General features: G+C 41.7%; 15 protein-coding genes. 5 read left to right on the top strand and 10 right to left on the bottom strand.

Annotated features, from left to right (window positions below):
* Nucleotides 1-613: 613 nt before the first annotated feature.
* Complete coding sequence (ald, locus tag G563_RS0106550; protein ID WP_028664611.1) at nucleotides 614-1,744, bottom strand: alanine dehydrogenase; 1,131 nt, start codon at nucleotides 1,742-1,744, stop codon at nucleotides 614-616.
* 217 nt (nucleotides 1,745-1,961) lie between these two features.
* On the opposite strand from ald, the gene G563_RS0106555 reads away from it, so the two are divergent.
* Both G563_RS0106555 and menD read left to right on the top strand, forming a co-directional pair.
* Nucleotides 1,962-2,423: an Lrp/AsnC family transcriptional regulator gene (locus tag G563_RS0106555; protein ID WP_028664612.1), complete on the top strand. Its 462-nt coding sequence runs from the start codon at nucleotides 1,962-1,964 to the stop codon at nucleotides 2,421-2,423.
* A gap of 12 nt (nucleotides 2,424-2,435) precedes the next feature.
* A complete protein-coding gene (gene menD, locus G563_RS0106560; protein ID WP_028664613.1) occupies nucleotides 2,436-4,151 on the top strand; it encodes a 2-succinyl-5-enolpyruvyl-6-hydroxy-3-cyclohexene-1-carboxylic-acid synthase in 1,716 nt (571 codons plus the stop codon).
* Between the two features lies 1 nt (nucleotide 4,152).
* On the opposite strand, the gene G563_RS0106565 is transcribed toward menD, so the two are convergent.
* Nucleotides 4,153-4,800: a class I SAM-dependent methyltransferase gene (locus G563_RS0106565; protein ID WP_028664614.1), complete on the bottom strand. Its 648-nt coding sequence runs from the start codon at nucleotides 4,798-4,800 to the stop codon at nucleotides 4,153-4,155.
* Nucleotides 4,801-4,983: 183 nt separating this feature from the next.
* Between G563_RS0106565 and G563_RS38815 the strand changes: the two genes are divergently transcribed.
* Nucleotides 4,984-6,372 (top strand): OmpA family protein, encoded by a 1,389-nt coding sequence (locus tag G563_RS38815; protein WP_229598450.1) that lies wholly within the window; start codon nucleotides 4,984-4,986, stop codon nucleotides 6,370-6,372.
* 69 nt (nucleotides 6,373-6,441) lie between these two features.
* Complete coding sequence (locus tag G563_RS33890) at nucleotides 6,442-7,326, top strand: hypothetical protein (protein WP_051210801.1); 885 nt, start codon at nucleotides 6,442-6,444, stop codon at nucleotides 7,324-7,326.
* 8 nt (nucleotides 7,327-7,334) lie between these two features.
* Here G563_RS33890 and G563_RS0106580 read toward each other — a convergent pair whose 3' ends face one another.
* Nucleotides 7,335-7,775 carry a VOC family protein gene (locus tag G563_RS0106580; RefSeq protein WP_028664615.1) on the bottom strand — a complete coding sequence of 147 codons (441 nt, stop codon included), beginning with the start codon at nucleotides 7,773-7,775 and terminating at the stop codon, nucleotides 7,335-7,337.
* A 355-nt stretch (nucleotides 7,776-8,130) separates the two neighbouring features.
* Nucleotides 8,131-8,421, bottom strand: coding sequence for a hypothetical protein (locus G563_RS0106590; protein ID WP_028664617.1), 291 nt, complete (start codon nucleotides 8,419-8,421; stop codon nucleotides 8,131-8,133).
* Between the two features lie 106 nt (nucleotides 8,422-8,527).
* Here G563_RS0106590 and G563_RS0106595 point away from each other — a divergent pair, with 106 nt between their 5' ends.
* A complete protein-coding gene (locus G563_RS0106595; RefSeq protein WP_028664618.1) occupies nucleotides 8,528-9,280 on the top strand; it encodes an acyl-CoA desaturase in 753 nt (250 codons plus the stop codon).
* 79 nt (nucleotides 9,281-9,359) lie between these two features.
* Here G563_RS0106595 and G563_RS0106600 read toward each other — a convergent pair whose 3' ends face one another.
* From G563_RS0106600 to G563_RS0106625, 6 genes are all read right to left on the bottom strand, one after another.
* Nucleotides 9,360-10,238 (bottom strand): bifunctional 5,10-methylenetetrahydrofolate dehydrogenase/5,10-methenyltetrahydrofolate cyclohydrolase, encoded by an 879-nt coding sequence (locus G563_RS0106600; RefSeq protein WP_028664619.1) that lies wholly within the window; start codon nucleotides 10,236-10,238, stop codon nucleotides 9,360-9,362.
* 80 nt (nucleotides 10,239-10,318) lie between these two features.
* Complete coding sequence (locus tag G563_RS0106605; protein ID WP_028664620.1) at nucleotides 10,319-11,023, bottom strand: SIR2 family NAD-dependent protein deacylase; 705 nt, start codon at nucleotides 11,021-11,023, stop codon at nucleotides 10,319-10,321.
* The gene (locus G563_RS0106610; protein ID WP_028664621.1) at nucleotides 10,959-11,978 is read right to left on the bottom strand and encodes an alpha/beta fold hydrolase; all 1,020 of its coding nucleotides are present in this window, start codon (nucleotides 11,976-11,978) and stop codon (nucleotides 10,959-10,961) included. The genes G563_RS0106605 and G563_RS0106610 overlap by 65 nt, the downstream gene beginning before the upstream one ends.
* A gap of 250 nt (nucleotides 11,979-12,228) precedes the next feature.
* Complete coding sequence (gene argG, locus G563_RS0106615; RefSeq protein ID WP_028664622.1) at nucleotides 12,229-13,428, bottom strand: argininosuccinate synthase; 1,200 nt, start codon at nucleotides 13,426-13,428, stop codon at nucleotides 12,229-12,231.
* Between the two features lie 272 nt (nucleotides 13,429-13,700).
* Nucleotides 13,701-15,494 carry an ABC transporter ATP-binding protein gene (locus tag G563_RS0106620; protein WP_028664623.1) on the bottom strand — a complete coding sequence of 598 codons (1,794 nt, stop codon included), beginning with the start codon at nucleotides 15,492-15,494 and terminating at the stop codon, nucleotides 13,701-13,703.
* 153 nt (nucleotides 15,495-15,647) lie between these two features.
* Nucleotides 15,648-16,355 (bottom strand): GNAT family N-acetyltransferase, encoded by a 708-nt coding sequence (locus G563_RS0106625; protein ID WP_028664624.1) that lies wholly within the window; start codon nucleotides 16,353-16,355, stop codon nucleotides 15,648-15,650.
* Nucleotides 16,356-16,519: the final 164 nt, after the last annotated feature.

Consider the following 16,519-nt stretch of genomic DNA (forward strand, 5'->3'; position numbering starts at 1 on the left):
TATCTTTAAGGTAGAATCATTCACAAAAAAGCCGGGCAGAAACTCCACCCGGCTTTTTAACTTTACTCAACGTTATGAAAAACTCTTTGTATATGACGTCACTAGCTATATTAAGTAACATCATAACTTATTTTTATTTAAATGGTTAGAATGCTTTGTCTCAATTTTTCACAAAATTAACATTTAAAACAATATTTTTTAATAGAACAACCACCTATAATATATTATTTTATGCACGCATACTACATACCTTCCAAATCTACCCTATTCTACTCCCCCTTTTTAGTCATAGGTTTACATCATTTGTACTCTTTTCAAAAAATTTCCCAACACTATTTCTTTTCTTCACAAAATACAATCAATTGATTATCTGAACATTGCGTATTTTATTTTTTTCTAATTTAGATTTTTGGCAATTCATGGTCTTATAGGATACCTTCTTTTTATTGCGCCATAGTTTAGTATAAGTAAATATAAATTTTGGCAATTCACCTAAATACCATACTTTCTTTTCAAAATTAATAGCCTGTCAAAGTCACTCCTCATAAAGGACATAAAAAAAGGCCAAGCCAGTTGGCTCAGCCATTTATTTACCAATCTTAATTTATAAAAATTAACCCACCAGTTCTTCTTCCAATACTTCCTCAACCGAAGTATATGATAAGCCAAAAGCATCTGCAACTGCTTTATAGACCACTTTCCCTTGTACTACATTCAATCCTTTTTTGAGGTCTTCGTTTTGATTGCACGCTGCTTGCCAGCCTTTGTTTGCCAATTGGATTGCATAAGGCAGGGTCGCATTGGTCAATGCCAAAGTCGAAGTATAAGGCACCGCTCCCGGCATATTAGCCACACAATAATGCACGATACCGTCGATTTCATAAGTCGGATTTTCGTGGGTGGTAGGTTTACAAGTTTCGATACATCCTCCTTGGTCTACCGCTACATCTACGAGTACCGTTCCTTTTTTCATGAATTTGAGCATGTCACGAGTGATAAGATGCGGTGCTTTCGCTCCTGGAATCAACACAGCCCCCACTATCAAATCAGAATTTTTAATCAACTCCCGAATATTATATTCGTTTGACATCACCGTGTCGGCATTGGCTGGCAAAATATCTTCTAAATACCGCAAACGATTGAGGCTTATGTCAACGATTGTCACATTAGCTCCTAGGCCCGTTGCCATCTTTGCGGCTTGCGTACCCACAATACCCCCACCCAAAATCAATACATTGGCGGGCTTCACACCTGCTACACCTCCCAGCAAAATACCTCTTCCACCCATTGGTTTTTCGAGATACTTGGCTCCTTCTTGAATCGCCATACGACCTGCCACTTCCGACATCGGCACCAATAAAGGCAACGAACGATCAGGACGCTCCACGGTTTCGTAAGCCAAGCATACGGCTTTTCTTTCAATCATGGCGTGGGTCAACTCTTCCGAAGAAGCAAAGTGGAAGTACGTAAACAAAAGCTGATTTTCTTTGATAAGAGCATACTCTGAGGCAATAGGCTCTTTCACTTTTACAATCATTTCGGCGATACCATATACCTCTTCGATAGTCGGAAGGATGCTTGCACCCGCAGCTTCATATTCACTATCTTCAAACCCACTCCCTAAACCCGCTGTGGACTGTATATACACAGTGTGGCCATTTTTACGAAATTCTGCTACACCTGCGGGTGTTAGTGCTACGCGATTTTCGTTGTTTTTGATTTCTTTAGGTACGCCGATAATCATGGTCGTATAATATTGTTAAAAGTGACAGATTTAGAGCCTTTTGCAATCATCAAAGAGCAATACAAAATTATAGTATACAAAAATATTTTCTGATATAAATTTATAAATAAGAAAATATTTTTGCAAATCTTCGTTTAAAACAATTAATTACTATATTGAGGTCATTTAAAGGTCTATTAACGAAAAAAATTCGGCTACCAATAATTGCTTTGACAATATGAACCAAATCGATGAAACAGATCTACGTATTTTACAGTTGTTACAAAAAAACGCACAATTGACTATCAAAGAAATAGCCGCCGAAATCAACCTATCGATTACGCCTGTGCATGACCGTATCAAAAAGCTTGAACGAGAAGGTATCATCGAAAAGTATGTGACTATTCTCAACAAAAAGCGACTCGGAAAGGGACTCACTGTGTACTGTAATGTAACCTTAGATAAACAACAACAGGAAAATTTTCAAGAGTTCAACGAAGTGATGCTTCAAATGCCCGAAGTAGTAGAATGCTGTGTGGTATCAGGGACGTTTGACTATCTCATCAAAATCGTCGCCAACGACGTCGAAAGCTATCATGCTTTTTATCAGGAAAAGTTGGCAAGCCTTAAAGCGATTTCGCACATAAGCAGTTTCTTTGTGATGTCGGAGGTAAAAAGTACCACTGCCCTGCCGATTTAAAGTTTTATTTTCATGCTCCTTCCGTCGATTTACAACATTGCCGAAATATGTGCCCAAAAGGGCGTCCAAAATGTAGTCATTTCGCCCGGCTCCCGTAGCGCCGCCCTCACCTTAGCTTTTGCTAGGCATCCCGCTATTCAAACCAAAGTCATTCCTGACGAGCGAGTGGCTGGTTTTGTGGGCATGGGAATGGCCCAACTGAGTCAACAAACAGTCGCTTTGATATGTACCTCAGGCAGTGCCGCTTACAACCTCGCACCGGCAGTGGTAGAAGCTTTTTTTCAAGAAATACCGCTATTGATACTCACCGCCGACCGTCCTCAAGAATGGATTCATCAACAAGACGGACAAACGATTTATCAGCGAGAACTCTACGGCAAGCACGTCAAAAAATCTTTCGATTTACCGTCCGATTATAGCCACTCTGATAGCTCATGGTATATCCAACGAGTACTCAACGAGGCTATCAATCTCTCGCAGACATTTCCCAAAGGGCCCGTTCATGTCAATGTGCCTATCCGCGAGCCATTTTATCCGACAGCTACCGAAAAAATAACCTACGACCGCCACGTAAAAATCGTAAACAGACTAGAGGCTCAGCCTTCTCTTTCGACTGAGACTTGGCATCATCTTCAAAATGAATTTGAAAGTGCTTCCAGGGTACTCATTGCGGTAGGGCAGCTTCCTCCAAACACGGCTCTATGGAAAACACTAAAGGAGTTTGGCGAAGAACTTGGCGTGCCTGTTTTAGGGGATATTATTTCTAACATTCCTCCTGATGAGAGTTTTGTACGTCACCATGATGTTTTTTTAAAGGGTAAAAACGACCAATTACTTGCTTCCCTTCGCCCCGATTTGCTGATTACGGTAGGAGATTCGTTTATTTCAAAAAACTTTAAAATGTTTGTACGCGCTCATGCGCCTCGGCAGCATTGGCACATCAAACCCACCGAACAGCTCATTGATACTTTTCAAACGCTTACTACTCAGATTCCGGTTTCGCCTACCTATTTTTTCCAAAAACTCCTAGAAGATTTAGATTATCAGCAGTTTGTACAACCTACCGAAGATGACGAACGCGACGAATACCGCCAAACGTGGATGCAAGCTGAGCTGCAAGCAAAGCGACGTTTAAGCCGTTTTTTACAGTCACAAAAAAGGTGGAATGAATTTGCGCTGGTGGAACAAATCCTCGAAAAACTCCCGAACAACACCGTCTTGCATCTTGCCAACAGTATGCCCGTCAGATACGCCAACTTGATAGGTACCATGCACAATGTCCAAGTTTTTGCTAATCGGGGGACAAGCGGCATCGACGGCTGCACAAGTACAGCTTTGGGCGCAGCTCTTATGACCGAGCAATTAGTTTTTGTGCTGACGGGCGACGTCGCCTTTTTCTATGACCGCAACGCCCTATGGCATCCACATATACCTGCTAACTTGCGAGTGGTGCTTTTCAACAACAAGGGTGGGAATATCTTTCGGCTCATCGACGGTCCGGCGGCACAGCCTGAGTTAGAACAGTATTTTGAGACACGCCACCGCACTACGGCCCAACATACGGCGATAGATGCGCAATTAGCCTATTTTTCGCTTCAAGAAGGCGATAACTTTGGCGAAATTTGGGAACAATTCATGAATAACGACAAGCGGCCTAAACTGCTAGAAATTTTTACCGACCCTCTTGTCAATGCAGCCGTTTTTGAGGAGTTCCGTAAAACAGATTAATTCAAGACTTAAGAGCCTTAAAATAAGACAAGGTGCCAAATAAGGTAGATTGATTGTGTAGAATTTGGACTTTGGGGAAGCCTGCTTCTTGCATCAACGAAGGCAGGCGACCTTGAATGTTGTCGTCGGTAGTATAAAAATTATCAATCACCTGTACGACAAAAAAAAGACTTCTCATCAAGGCATTTTGCGCCTTACCCCAGTCAGCCATGTGAAACTCACCCTCTGGCTTAAGCACGCGGTGTATTTCCCGAAAAGAAGCTATTTTTTGGGAAGTTGTCAGGTGCTGAAACACCCACGACGAAATCACTTTGTCGAAAGTCCCTGTCTCATAAGGTAGTCTATCTCCTTCATAATATTGCAATTGAACCGACGAGTTTTTTTCCGCCACTTTGCGCTGAGCCATTTTCAGCATTTGCGTATCTACCTCAATACCAATAGCTTCACAATCAGGATGTAGCTCTTCCAACAGCAGCAGCAACGTGCCAGTACCACATCCATAATCTAAGACCTTTTCTGCTTTTTTGATATTGGCTTGGCGAATCAATTGCTTTTTTACCGTAATTTCTGGCAAGGTCAACGCAATAAACCAATCATAAATGGGCGTTAAGAAATGGTACTTAAGCGCGGGTATAAAAGGAGATGACATAACGGTGGCCAACTTTAGGAATAACAATTTTAAACCTTTGTTCCAGAGGAGCGATTTTGTAATCTACAAAGTTAACCATTTGTAGAAAAGTCTCTTTTCATGCTAATCTTACTAAATTTGCGAAAAAATCACAACATACACGTTTTGAAACTTTTGACTCCTCTTTCAATAATACGCCATATTGTGAGCTATTGTTTTTTGTTGTTGGGGACATATCATGCTTATGCTCAACGCCAAGGGGTGTATAGTTTCAATAAAAATTTTGAAGACGAAACAGGTTTGTTTCCTGCCCTAAAAGTATTGGGTGAAAAGGGAGAATTTAAGGAAGATATACTACCTGAACTCAAAAATGCCAAACGACCCGTATATGTGTTTGAAAAAAATTGTGGTCTTCAATTTGACAACCGCGCGGCAAGTGGTTTTTTGGGGAATTCTTACACTATAGAAATGTACTTCAAGTTTTCGGCTTTGGATAGCTGGAAACGTGTAATTGATTTTAAAAATCGGAAAAGCGATAATGGCTGTTATATCTATGACGGCAAACTCAATTTCTATAATTTTGCCACAAGCGACAGAGCGCCGGTTCGACGTAATGAATACACCCACTACGTGATTTCGCGCAATGGTCAGACCAAACAGTTTAAAATGTACATCGATGGCGAATCAAAGATTGAATTTACTGACAAAAACGATGACGCCGTCATTGACGAAGATCAAGTATTGAATTTCTTTTTCGATGACTTAATGGTAAAAGATGAAGCAAGTGAGGGGGCTGTTGCGCTTATCAAAATCTCTGATTTTGTAATACCTGCCAACGAAATCAAACAAAGTTTTGTGAATTTAAACAAAACGGTATTAAAAAAAGCAGAACTAAAAGTCGATTCTCCCACCCTCTCCCCTCCTGCTAATACCTCATTAGATTCACTTTCCTCACTACCCGCTACCTCAGCTAATGCCACCGTAAAACTGGAGGGTAAAATACAAAATGAGAAAAACAAACAAGTTATTCCCAAGGCAGTTATCATTTTGTACGACAAAAATAGAGCCGAAATGGCGCGGTTTGATGCACTAGATGGTAAGTTTAATATTGTGATTCCGCTTTATCAAAACCTCGATTTAACAATTGAAGCCCAAGGGTTTTTGCCCTTGAGCCTGACTTACAATGCGGCTCAAATAGCCGAAAAATCAAATTATACCAATATTTTCAACCTAAAACCCGTTAGTTTGAAAGAACCAACGACCCTCCAAAATATACGTTTTGTGCAAGGAAAAGCCGAGCTGCTTCCCGAATCTGATGAAGAACTCAATCAACTCTGGGTATTTATGCGTGACAATCCTAATGCTGAAATCGAGCTACATGGCCATACAGACAATCAGGGTGATTTTGATCTCAATGTCGCTCTTTCAAAACAACGTGTGGAAACTGTTAAGAATTTTTTAGTATCAAAAGGTATTGCTGCCCACCGCATCACGAGTCGAGGTTTTGGCCCTACTCGCCCCATAGCTAGCAATAATCGAGAAGAAACACGTCAGTTGAACAGACGTGTAGAAATGGTCATCACCAAACTTTAAAACAATCCAGTTGTTTTAAAATGTATCCACAATCTTAGGATAAACAACTTATCTGTAAAATTTTAACAAATGAAATTAAAGTATTTCGCTTTCGCTTTTTATATTCTATGTTTTTGGGGATGTAAAAAAGAAGAACCACCCATCGATTTAGAATCTACCAACTTTTCAGAAACCCCTACTTCTCACGTAGTCCAACCAGCCGACGACCTTGGTGAGGCTTCGGGGCTGGCCGATAGCCATAAGCAGCCGGGTCTTCTATGGTCACATGAAGATGCGGGCTCTAATAGTGAGCTATTTTTACTCAATCGTCAGGGCATGATTGTGGGCAAAATCCCTACTCCTTTTGGCAATTATGACTGGGAAGATATAGCGATTGGTCCCGGTCCCATTTCAAACGAAACGTTTTTGTACGTAGCAGATATAGGCGACAATTGCAGCTGTACAGACATCAAGCGGATCTATCGTTTTCCTGAACCTGCTAGCCCTACGGCTATTATCAACAATTACGAACCTATCGCTTTTCGCTATCCTGATGGTACTTATGATGCCGAAACTGTACTTCTTGACCCACTCACCAAGGACTTGTACGTAATCACCAAATGGCTAGGCAATGCAAACGTTTATCGTCTTGCTTATCCCCAATCCACCACAAGTGTGATAACAGCCGAAAAAGTAGCCACCATGACCGTCGGCAATGACCTCACTGGGGGAAGTATTTCTACCAATGGACGCGAAATCATTGTGCGAGGTTATACAGCGATTTATTACTGGAAACGCAATGCCGACGAAAAAATCAGTGATGTCCTTGCCAAAGCCCCTCTCAAAAATTTGCCTTATATTTTGGAGCCTCAAGGCGAGGCAGTTTGTTTTGACAAAGAAGGCAAAGGCTATTTTACTTTGAGCGAAAGGCGTACCCTGCCCTCGGTCAATTTATATTTTTACGCCCGAAAATAACCTTCACGTTAAGGCTTCCATTCGTTAAGCTCAATTAAATAGCCGTCGGGGTCGGGCAGATAAATCTGCGTCACGCCGTCAAACCTGACTTGCTTATGAAATGGAAGCTGCCGCTTCTTGAGATAAGCTTCGGCTTCTGCAATCGAAGCCACAAAAATCGCGTAATGACTACCATTTCTGTCATTGACCACTGGCTGCGTACGCCCCGCCAATAAATGAATTTGCTGGTCATTACCGATTTTGAACCATGCTCTGATGGCTTTCAGGTTGTCAGGAACTTCAATACGCTCAAGTTGTAGTACTTCTCCATAAAATTTTGCACTTGCCTGAATATCAGCCACCTGCAATGCAATATGATTGTGTTTGAGAATTCCGATTTTATCTTGACTAAGTGCGTATTTTCCCCAAAAGCACACACTTACGAATACGATAATGAATATTTTTTTCACAAAAAAGAATTTAAAAATTGATAACCCAAATCCAAAAAATCTCAACTTAAGCAATAGCATATGATAGACTTTCCAAGTTTATAAACTTACTTACCTAAAACTTGGAAAGTCAGCTTTGCAGGTAAAGACTTTCCAAGTTTGTAAACCTACTTACCTAAAACTTGGAAAGTCAGTTGTGCAGGTAGAGACTTTCCAAGTTTACAAACCTACTTACCTAAAACTTGGAAAGTCGATTTTGCAGGTAGAGACTTTCCAAGTTTGTAAACCTAATTACCCAAAACTTGGAAAGTCGGTTTTGCAGGTAGAGACTTTCCAAGTTTGTAAACCTACTTACTTAAAACTTGGAAAGTCGGTATTATACTAGCCATTGTTTTACAAGTTCTTCCCATTCTTTTTCTAAGCTATACGAAGGCATCTCGGCGCGCGCCCGCCGATACCAATAGCCCGCATTCCATTGATCACCTTCTTTGCGATGAAGGTAGGCGTGTAAACGGTCATAATCGCGCGTACCTTCTCGCGACTGCGCTATGTTGTGAGCAGCCTCCCAATCACCTTTGGCATCGTACCAAAGTGCTTTTAACAAAACCGAAAAATCGGCGGTGGGGCGCTCTTCTGAAAGCGAGTTTTTAAATTCTTGAAAAGTCATTTTTGTTTTCTGTATCAAATCCTTTCAAAGATGATTTTCCTCATCTTTTTCCTAAAAGCACATTAGTACTTTTGTTATACTCTTTTATCAAACTAATTGATTGTCTATGTATATTCTTGTATTTTTTGTAGCCCACTGGTATTTATCGTTACTGATGCAGACATTCTTTTTGCACCGTTACGCTGCCCACAAAATGTTTACAATGAGCCCTTTTTGGGAGAAGTTTTTTTACACGCTTACCTTTATTTTCCAAGGTTCGTCGTTTTTAAGTCCTTATGCTTATGGGGTGATGCACCGTTTACACCATGCTTATGCCGACACCGACCAAGACCCTCATTCACCGAGTTTTTCGGACAGTGTGGTGGATATGATGTGGAAAACCAAGAACTACTATAATAATATTTTGCATCGCCACGACAACATCCCCGACAAATTTAAGAAAGATGTACCTCATTGGGAATTCATGGAACGCCTCGGAGACTCTTGGGCTATCAGAATCGGCTGGGGAGTACTTTATACGCTGTTTTATATTCAATTTGCCACTGCTTGGTGGATGTTTTTGTTGCTCCCGATTCACTACTTAATGGGTCCTGTTCACGGAGTGATTATTAATTGGTATGCACACCGCTATGGTTATACCAATTTTAAAGTCAATGATACGGCTAAAAATTTACTCCCTTTCGACTTTTTGATGATGGGAGAATCTTACCACAACAATCACCACAAACTGGGCGGCAGAGCTAATTTTGGGGTAAAATGGCATGAGTTTGACCCCACATTCCCCTTTATTTTGATGCTAAATGCGGTTGGAATTATCAAGTTGAAGCGCAACAATGACCTGAACTATATGCCGAGTTAAGAAGTCAATAATGGCATTTATAAAACCTTCCAAGAGTTAGCATCTTGGAAGGTTTGTTTTTAAAAAGGCTTTCTATTTCTTAATAAATAGCCTTTTTAGAAGCCAAGAGGGTATTGGTAAGCAATCCACAGATAGTCATCAGCCCTACTCCGCCTGGCACAGGCGTAATAAAACTTGACTTAGGTGCTACTTCATCAAACTTCACGTCGCCTTTAATGGCAAAGCCACTTTTTTTGGAGGCATCAGCTACCCGTGTAATACCCACATCGATTACGACGGCACCTTCTTTGACATACTCTGCGGTGATAAATTCGGGACGTCCGAGAGCGGCTACCAATATATCCGCACTTTGGCATACTTCTTTCAAGTTGGGAGTGCGACTATGACAAATCGTAACGGTGCAATTGCCCGGATAAGCGTTACGCTGCATTAAAATGCTCATCGGCAAACCCACGATTTGGCTACGCCCTACTACTACGCAGTGCTTACCCGCCGTCTGAATTTTGTAACGTTCGAGCATTTCCAAAATCCCGAAAGGAGTAGCCGAAATATACGCAGGTAGACCTTTACACATTCTTCCGACATTGATAGGATGAAAACCATCCACGTCTTTTTCGGGAGCGACTGCTTCCATGATTCGGTTTTCGGAGATGTGAGTAGGCAAGGGTAATTGTACAATAAACCCATCTACATCATCATCATAGTTGAGGTCTTGGATATGCGATAGGAGCTCTTCTTCGGAGGTAGTATCAGGCAAACTGATTAATGTTGACTTAAAACCTATCTCTTCGCAGCTTTTGATCTTGGAAGCTACGTAGGTTTCGCTGGCGCCATTGTTACCGACTAGGATAGCCGCCAAGTGCGGTGTTTTACCACCATGCGCTTTGATTTTGTCTACTTCTATTTTAATCTCGGCTTTGACTTGTGCCGAAAGTGCTTTACCGTCTAAAAGTTGCATTGATGTTTTTACGAATTATGAAATAATGAATAGACAAATGTACAGCCTTCTTGTCAAATACCGATTGAAATCTACTTATACTAAGCATACTCTCTCAATAGCTTCTCTTTCAGCATTGCCATTCCTACGGTAGCGGTTTCGGGGATAAAAGTCACATATTTAGTACTGCCCGACATTTCGGGGGTTTTGGGGTCTACGACAAAGATAGGCACCCGAGGCTGTACATAATAGACAAGACCCGCCGCTGGATATACTACCAATGAAGTACCTACTACAATAAAAATATCAGCATTTTCTGTGATTTTAAGGGCAGGTTCCATCATGGGTACTTCTTCATGAAACCATACAATGTGAGGGCGAAGTTGGCTGCCCAATTCGCACGTATCGCCCAGATTCAACTCCCAGCCGTCTATATCATAGACAAGCTTCGGGTTTTTGGTACTGCGGGCCTTGAAGAGTTCGCCGTGTAAATGTAAAACGTTGGTAGACCCCGCTTTTTCGTGAAGATTATCCACGTTTTGAGTAATGATATGTACATCAAAATACTGCTCTAGTTCTGCCAAAATCAAGTGAGCTAAATTAGGTTCAGCCGCTAATCCTTGTTTACGACGCTCATTGTAAAAATCCAATACCAGCTTTGGATTGCGCTGCCATCCTTCGGGCGTGGCAACGTCTTCAATGCTATATCCTTCCCACAAACCATCGGAATCGCGGAAGGTTTTAATTCCGCTTTCGGCGCTGATACCCGCGCCTGACAGGACGACTAACTTTTTTTTGACTGGCATACGTTACAGGAACAAATCGTTTTAAAAAGGAATTTACTTGTTCATAAAACAGAGCAGGATTGTCTAACCACGGAAAATGATGCGCCCGGTCTATCATTACGATTGAGACATTAGGAAGGGCTTTTTTCCATTCTGTGGCAAGTCCGCTGGCATTCACCCGTTGGCGCGACAAAATCACCATTACAGGAATATTTCGCTGACGCAACACGCTCACACAATCGAAAGGCTCTGGAACAAATTTATTACTTACGCGGCTTTTTATTGCCACATTCCGTACTTTTTCATACAAAAATTCTGCGGCAATAGGTTCATGTAAAGTATCATGTACGTAGGTCGCTGCCTGAAAAGTCATAATAGCCCGCGCCCGCGCCACCGAGTCGCTGGCTATTGTTTGTAGTTGGGATTGTAAATGCTGAAAACGCTTGCTGATGTTTTCTTGAGTTAGCATTCCTGAAAAACCGTATTCTTCAAAAGTATCAAAATACGAAGTGGAAGGAGGCAAAGAAGCGTTCATCATAGCGGTGGGATTCACCAAAACCAACTGGCCTAGATGTTCGCCGGCTTGGGAAGCATAGGCACAGGCGATTTTAGCCCCAAATCCATGCGCCAACACTGACCACTTTGGAATCCGCAAAACCGCCCTTAAAGCCTCAATATCGGCCACGGCCATATTGAAATTAACGGTAGTATCATTGATAACAGGAAAGCGACTTTTGCCAGTGGCACGAGGGTCATAATAAACGACCCGGTTGGTCGCGGAAAGCTTTTTTATAAGTTCCTGAAGGTATGCTGACGAATTCCCAGCATCACTCACTACCAGTACGGGATTGCCACTACCCACAATTTTGAAGTATAAATTGGCACCACTATTGCAGATAGCCCATCCTTCGTTTTGAGCTCGACTCAGAAAAGTAACCAATAAAAAAATAATAAAGAGGGGTAGTTGTTTTCTCATTCAGGCCAGATTGTCCATTAAGAGACTGTCTAAAAAGTAACAGACCACAAAATATTCTTTGGTTTCAACCTCATCCCAACCCTTCTCCTGGCAGGAGAAGGGCTTTAAAAGTCCTCCTCTCCAGAAAGGCCGCGACGGCGTACCGTGAGGGGGATTTAGGGGACGGTCGGCCGCTGCCGTGAGGTTGAACAGACGCCGAAGATAATTTGGTGATACCAGACTTTTTGGACAGCCCCTTAATTTATATTACTCATTGATTCAATTCACTAATCTTTTGATAAATCATCACTTGGTTGGAAGCTACTTTGGCAAAGCCGCGTACGTCATCACCAGTCCAAGCGTTGTTCATTTCGCCATAACTTCCAAATACCGGCGACATCAAATCAAAACTTGATTCGATACCTTCTACATAAAAACGGTAAGGTGCCAAAGTGAGGTGTACTTTGCCCGTTACGTGATGTTGGGTATCGGCCAGGAATGTTTCAATATTGCGCATGACAGGTTCCATAAATTGGCCTTTGTGCAATAAGCTACCATACCAGTTGGCTAGTTGTTCTTTCCAATACAATTGCTGCTCGCTCAATACGTGTTTTTCTAAGGTATGATGAGCCTTAATAATTACTAAAGGCGCAGCTGCCTCAAATCCTACGCGTCCTTTGATACCAATAATTGTATCACCCACGTGAATATCTCGTCCGATACCAAAAGGAGCAGCAATTTCTGCCAGCTTTTGAATCGCTTCTACTGGGGTATAACTCACCTCGTTGATACCTACCAATTCACCTTTCTCAAAAGTGAGACTAATACGTTCTTGTTCGGTTTTGCTTACTGGGGTAGGAAAAGCGCTTTCGGGTAAGTATTTGTCGGAGGTAAGCGTTTCCTTTCCACCTACCGAGGTACCCCACAAGCCTTTATTGATAGAATAGGCCGCTTTATGCCACTCTTGATCCACACCTTTTGACTTTAGGTATTCGATTTCGGCCTCGCGAGAAAGTTTCAAATCACGAATAGGAGTGATAACTTCGGCTTCGGGCATGATAATCCTAAAAGCCATATCAAAACGTACTTGGTCATTGCCCGCCCCTGTACTACCATGCGCAATCGCCTGCGCTCCAATCTCCTTGGCATACTCTGCCGCTGCTATTGCTTGAAATATACGCTCGGCACTTACCGAAAGGGGGTAGGTATTGTTTTTAAGAATATTCCCAAATACCAAGTATTTGATACATTGCTGATAATAATCTTCTGTTTTGGAAATAGTAGCGTGATTTTTCACACCCAACGAATAGGCTCTTGCTTCAATAGCCTTCAGTTCTTCGGCAGAGAAACCACCTGTATCTACCAATACCGAGTGTACTTCATAGCCTTTGTCTTCTGACAAATATTTGACGCAAAAAGAGGTATCCAAACCTCCACTAAACGCTAAAACGACTTTTTTACTTTCAGACATGGACTTCTTTAAGTGCTAAAGCACAAGTTAATTGTTATCAATTCAAAATCAATTAGTTATACCAAAAAAACTTCAATAATGCGCCGCTACTGCTCAAGTACTTACTATTAAATAAGCTAATAAAGCTTATGGTTTTTGTGTTTAAGCAGCTTTTTATTCAGCCACATAAAGCCGTTTTTTTTCTATTTTTCAGTGCAAAGTTAGGATAATAAACGCACGGTTTATAAAAAAATCACCGTCCTTCCCCCCCTTTTTATTCTCAGCTCACATTTTTAGCTTTCAGGGTTATTATCAAGCGTCTTTGCGATTTTATCTAAGTTAAGACTACGAGTAGATGCATCAAAAATATGGCGATAAACGCCCTCCTGTTCATACAATTGCTCATGTTTCCCTTTTTCTACTACCTCTCCTCTCTGCATCACATAAATAACATCGGCATCCATAATCTGAGCAATACTATGCGAAATAATCACCACGGTGCGTCCTTGCTTGATAGCCTCGATACTATTACGGATTTGCTCTGTCACGATAGCATCAAGACTCGCGGTGGGTTCGTCCAAAAAAATAATAGGAGGATCTTTCAAAAACAATCTTGCAATCGCAATCCGCTGCTGCTGACCGCCCGAAAGCTGAGAAGCGTCTGATTTGTATTGAGAGGGTAAATCTAAAATTTGTTCGTGTAAAAAAGCTTTTTTAGCTGCTTCTTGTACTTCCTCTAATGTAGCCGAAGGCTTGCCGTATCTAATATTTTCTTCGATACTTCCTTTAAAAATATGATTCTTCTGGAGTACCAAGCCTATATCATCGCGCAAGGCATGAGTATCATAATCGTTGAGGGCGATACCATCCAAAAAGATTTGACCACTCTCAGGCACATAAAATTTGGTGAGGAGATTAATCACCGTCGATTTGCCTGCTCCCGAAAGCCCCACTAAAGCGGTTGTTTTCCCTTGCGGAATGTGAATATTAACATTTTTAAGAGCGTGAACCCCTGTTGGATAATAAAAATTGACATTCTCCAACCAATAATCCCCCGTTAATGGCTCAGAAATGGTATGTCCAAGCGACTCTATTTCTCCTTTGGCATCCAAAATACTAAAGTAGCCCTCGGCATAGATGAGGGCATCGTTCATTTCATCATAAATCCGATGGAGTTGCCGAATAGGTGCCGAGACATTGCTAAACAGCATAATATGAAACATAATGGCTCCAATCGAAATTTGCCGATCCAATACCAAATAGGCCGTCAGGATGATAATAAGTACGACGCCAATTTGCTCAATAAATGTCTTTAAGCCTTCAAAAATGAAACTTGTACGGCGCGTTTGGAGCTGCAAATCCATCAATTTTTGCTGGAGCTGGAGTTGTTTTTTTCCTTCATACTTTTCTCTCACAAACGACTTTATGACCGAAATAGAGTCAATCAAATTAATCAAACCATTGTTTTTGTCTTCACGCTGTCCGCGTAGTTTACGCCTTACTCCTTGAAGTTTTTGGGCTTGTTTGAAACTTACATAAAAATAAGCTGGCAACACACAAATCGCCACCAATCCTACAGAAACGTTGGCCGAAAACATCACCACCAAGGCCACAATGGCATTGGCAAACAAAGGCAAAACATCAATGAAAAAATTTTGAACGAGCTTGGTCAAACTCTCCACTCCTCGGTCAATGCGCGTTTGTAAGCGTCCTGATTGATTGACCTGACTCGTATAAAAGCTCATTTTATAAGTCAAAATTCGCTCTACGGCACTTTGGGCAAGGTTGAAAGAAACATTGATGCGAAGTTTTTCTCCATAAAATTTTTGTCCAAATTGGATAAAAATATTCAAGAGTTCTTTTCCAAACAGAATCACCGTAATCCAACCTAAAAGAGGTAGCCCTTCTTCCAGACTTTTACCTTCCCGGAGCAACAAATCGATTTCATCGACAGTATGCCGTAGCACAAGGGGGTTGACTTGGGCCGTCAGGGCGCCAATCAAAGTAAGCGCCAATGTCCCGATAATGAGCCACCGATCTGGGCGCAAAAAAGGAAGTAGACGAGAGATGATTTGTCGAAGTTCCAAAAATCTTTCCTATTTTACTTGAGAAATGGCGTACAGAGATTTGCGAATTATCTATCGAAACTACGAAAACTTCTAGGTTATATCCAAAAAAATAAGCCCCAACTACGTTTTTATTCCGCAGTTAGGGCTTCGTATAATAACAGTAGCAACTTTTTAGTGCGTTAGTTCGAGTTCTTGGCGCTTGCGAGTTTTGGCCTCTCGTATTTCACGGCGGAGCAAAATCCGCTGCTTGATACGCATCCAACGCTCATACAGCTTTGATTCCTTCAAGAAATCCCAAGGAGCTTTTTTGCCTTGTTTCTGTACTTGCTCAGGGTCGTACATCATTCCTGTGCAAAGACAGTTTTTACGATTGGTACGAGTAAGCACATCATAATTGACACAGCTAGAGCATCCTTTCCAGAATGCGTCGTCGGCAGGTAATTCACTAAAAGTAACCGGCTCATAGCCCAAATCAGAGTTGATTTTCATCACGGCGAGGCTCGTGGTGATTCCAATGATTTTGGCATTAGGATACTTAGTCCGCGAAAGCTCAAATGCTTTTCTTTTGATAGCCTTTGCAATACCACTTTTACGGTGGTCAGGATGCACGATAAGACCAGAATTGGCCACAAATTTACCATGCTCCCAAGTTTCGATATAACAAAAACCTACCCATTCTCCAAGGAGTGTCGTGGCTATGATAGCCTTTCCTTCAGACATTTTTTCTCGGATATAAATAGGCGAACGTTTGGCGATGCCAGTACCACGCTGTTTGGCACTTTCTTCCATCTCTTGACAGATAGTCTCAGCAAGGTGGAAATGTTTGTCTTCGGCTGTTTCTACGATGTATTCGTTAGCTACGATTTCGATGTTTGACATTGTCGTTTGTGGGAATTGAATCCTCTGCGGAGACAACAAATCCGCTTTGGGGTTGATAAAATGTAAGTTTTTGAGATAAGTTGGCGAGATGTGTTTGCTACGTAGGCAAACAAGTATTATTGTGTCCTTTCGGACCTACAAAAAAATGGCGTAATGTGCGCGCA

This window comes from Runella zeae DSM 19591 (assembly GCF_000423565.1).
Taxonomy (GTDB): Bacteria; Bacteroidota; Bacteroidia; order Cytophagales; family Spirosomataceae; genus Runella; species Runella zeae.

Coding starts and splice junctions, on each gene's coding strand:
- ald (WP_028664611.1), bottom strand. CDS start 1,744: ATGATTATCGGCGTACCTAAAGAAATCAAAAACAACGAAAATCGCGTA.
- G563_RS0106555 (WP_028664612.1), top strand. CDS start 1,962: ATGAACCAAATCGATGAAACAGATCTACGTATTTTACAGTTGTTACAA.
- G563_RS0106625 (WP_028664624.1), bottom strand. CDS start 16,355: ATGTCAAACATCGAAATCGTAGCTAACGAATACATCGTAGAAACAGCC.
- G563_RS0106565 (WP_028664614.1), bottom strand. CDS start 4,800: ATGTCATCTCCTTTTATACCCGCGCTTAAGTACCATTTCTTAACGCCC.
- G563_RS0106600 (WP_028664619.1), bottom strand. CDS start 10,238: ATGCAACTTTTAGACGGTAAAGCACTTTCGGCACAAGTCAAAGCCGAG.
- G563_RS0106595 (WP_028664618.1), top strand. CDS start 8,528: ATGTATATTCTTGTATTTTTTGTAGCCCACTGGTATTTATCGTTACTG.
- G563_RS0106610 (WP_028664621.1), bottom strand. CDS start 11,978: ATGAGAAAACAACTACCCCTCTTTATTATTTTTTTATTGGTTACTTTT.
- G563_RS0106605 (WP_028664620.1), bottom strand. CDS start 11,023: ATGCCAGTCAAAAAAAAGTTAGTCGTCCTGTCAGGCGCGGGTATCAGC.
- G563_RS33890 (WP_051210801.1), top strand. CDS start 6,442: ATGAAATTAAAGTATTTCGCTTTCGCTTTTTATATTCTATGTTTTTGG.
- menD (WP_028664613.1), top strand. CDS start 2,436: ATGCTCCTTCCGTCGATTTACAACATTGCCGAAATATGTGCCCAAAAG.
- argG (WP_028664622.1), bottom strand. CDS start 13,428: ATGTCTGAAAGTAAAAAAGTCGTTTTAGCGTTTAGTGGAGGTTTGGAT.
- G563_RS0106590 (WP_028664617.1), bottom strand. CDS start 8,421: ATGACTTTTCAAGAATTTAAAAACTCGCTTTCAGAAGAGCGCCCCACC.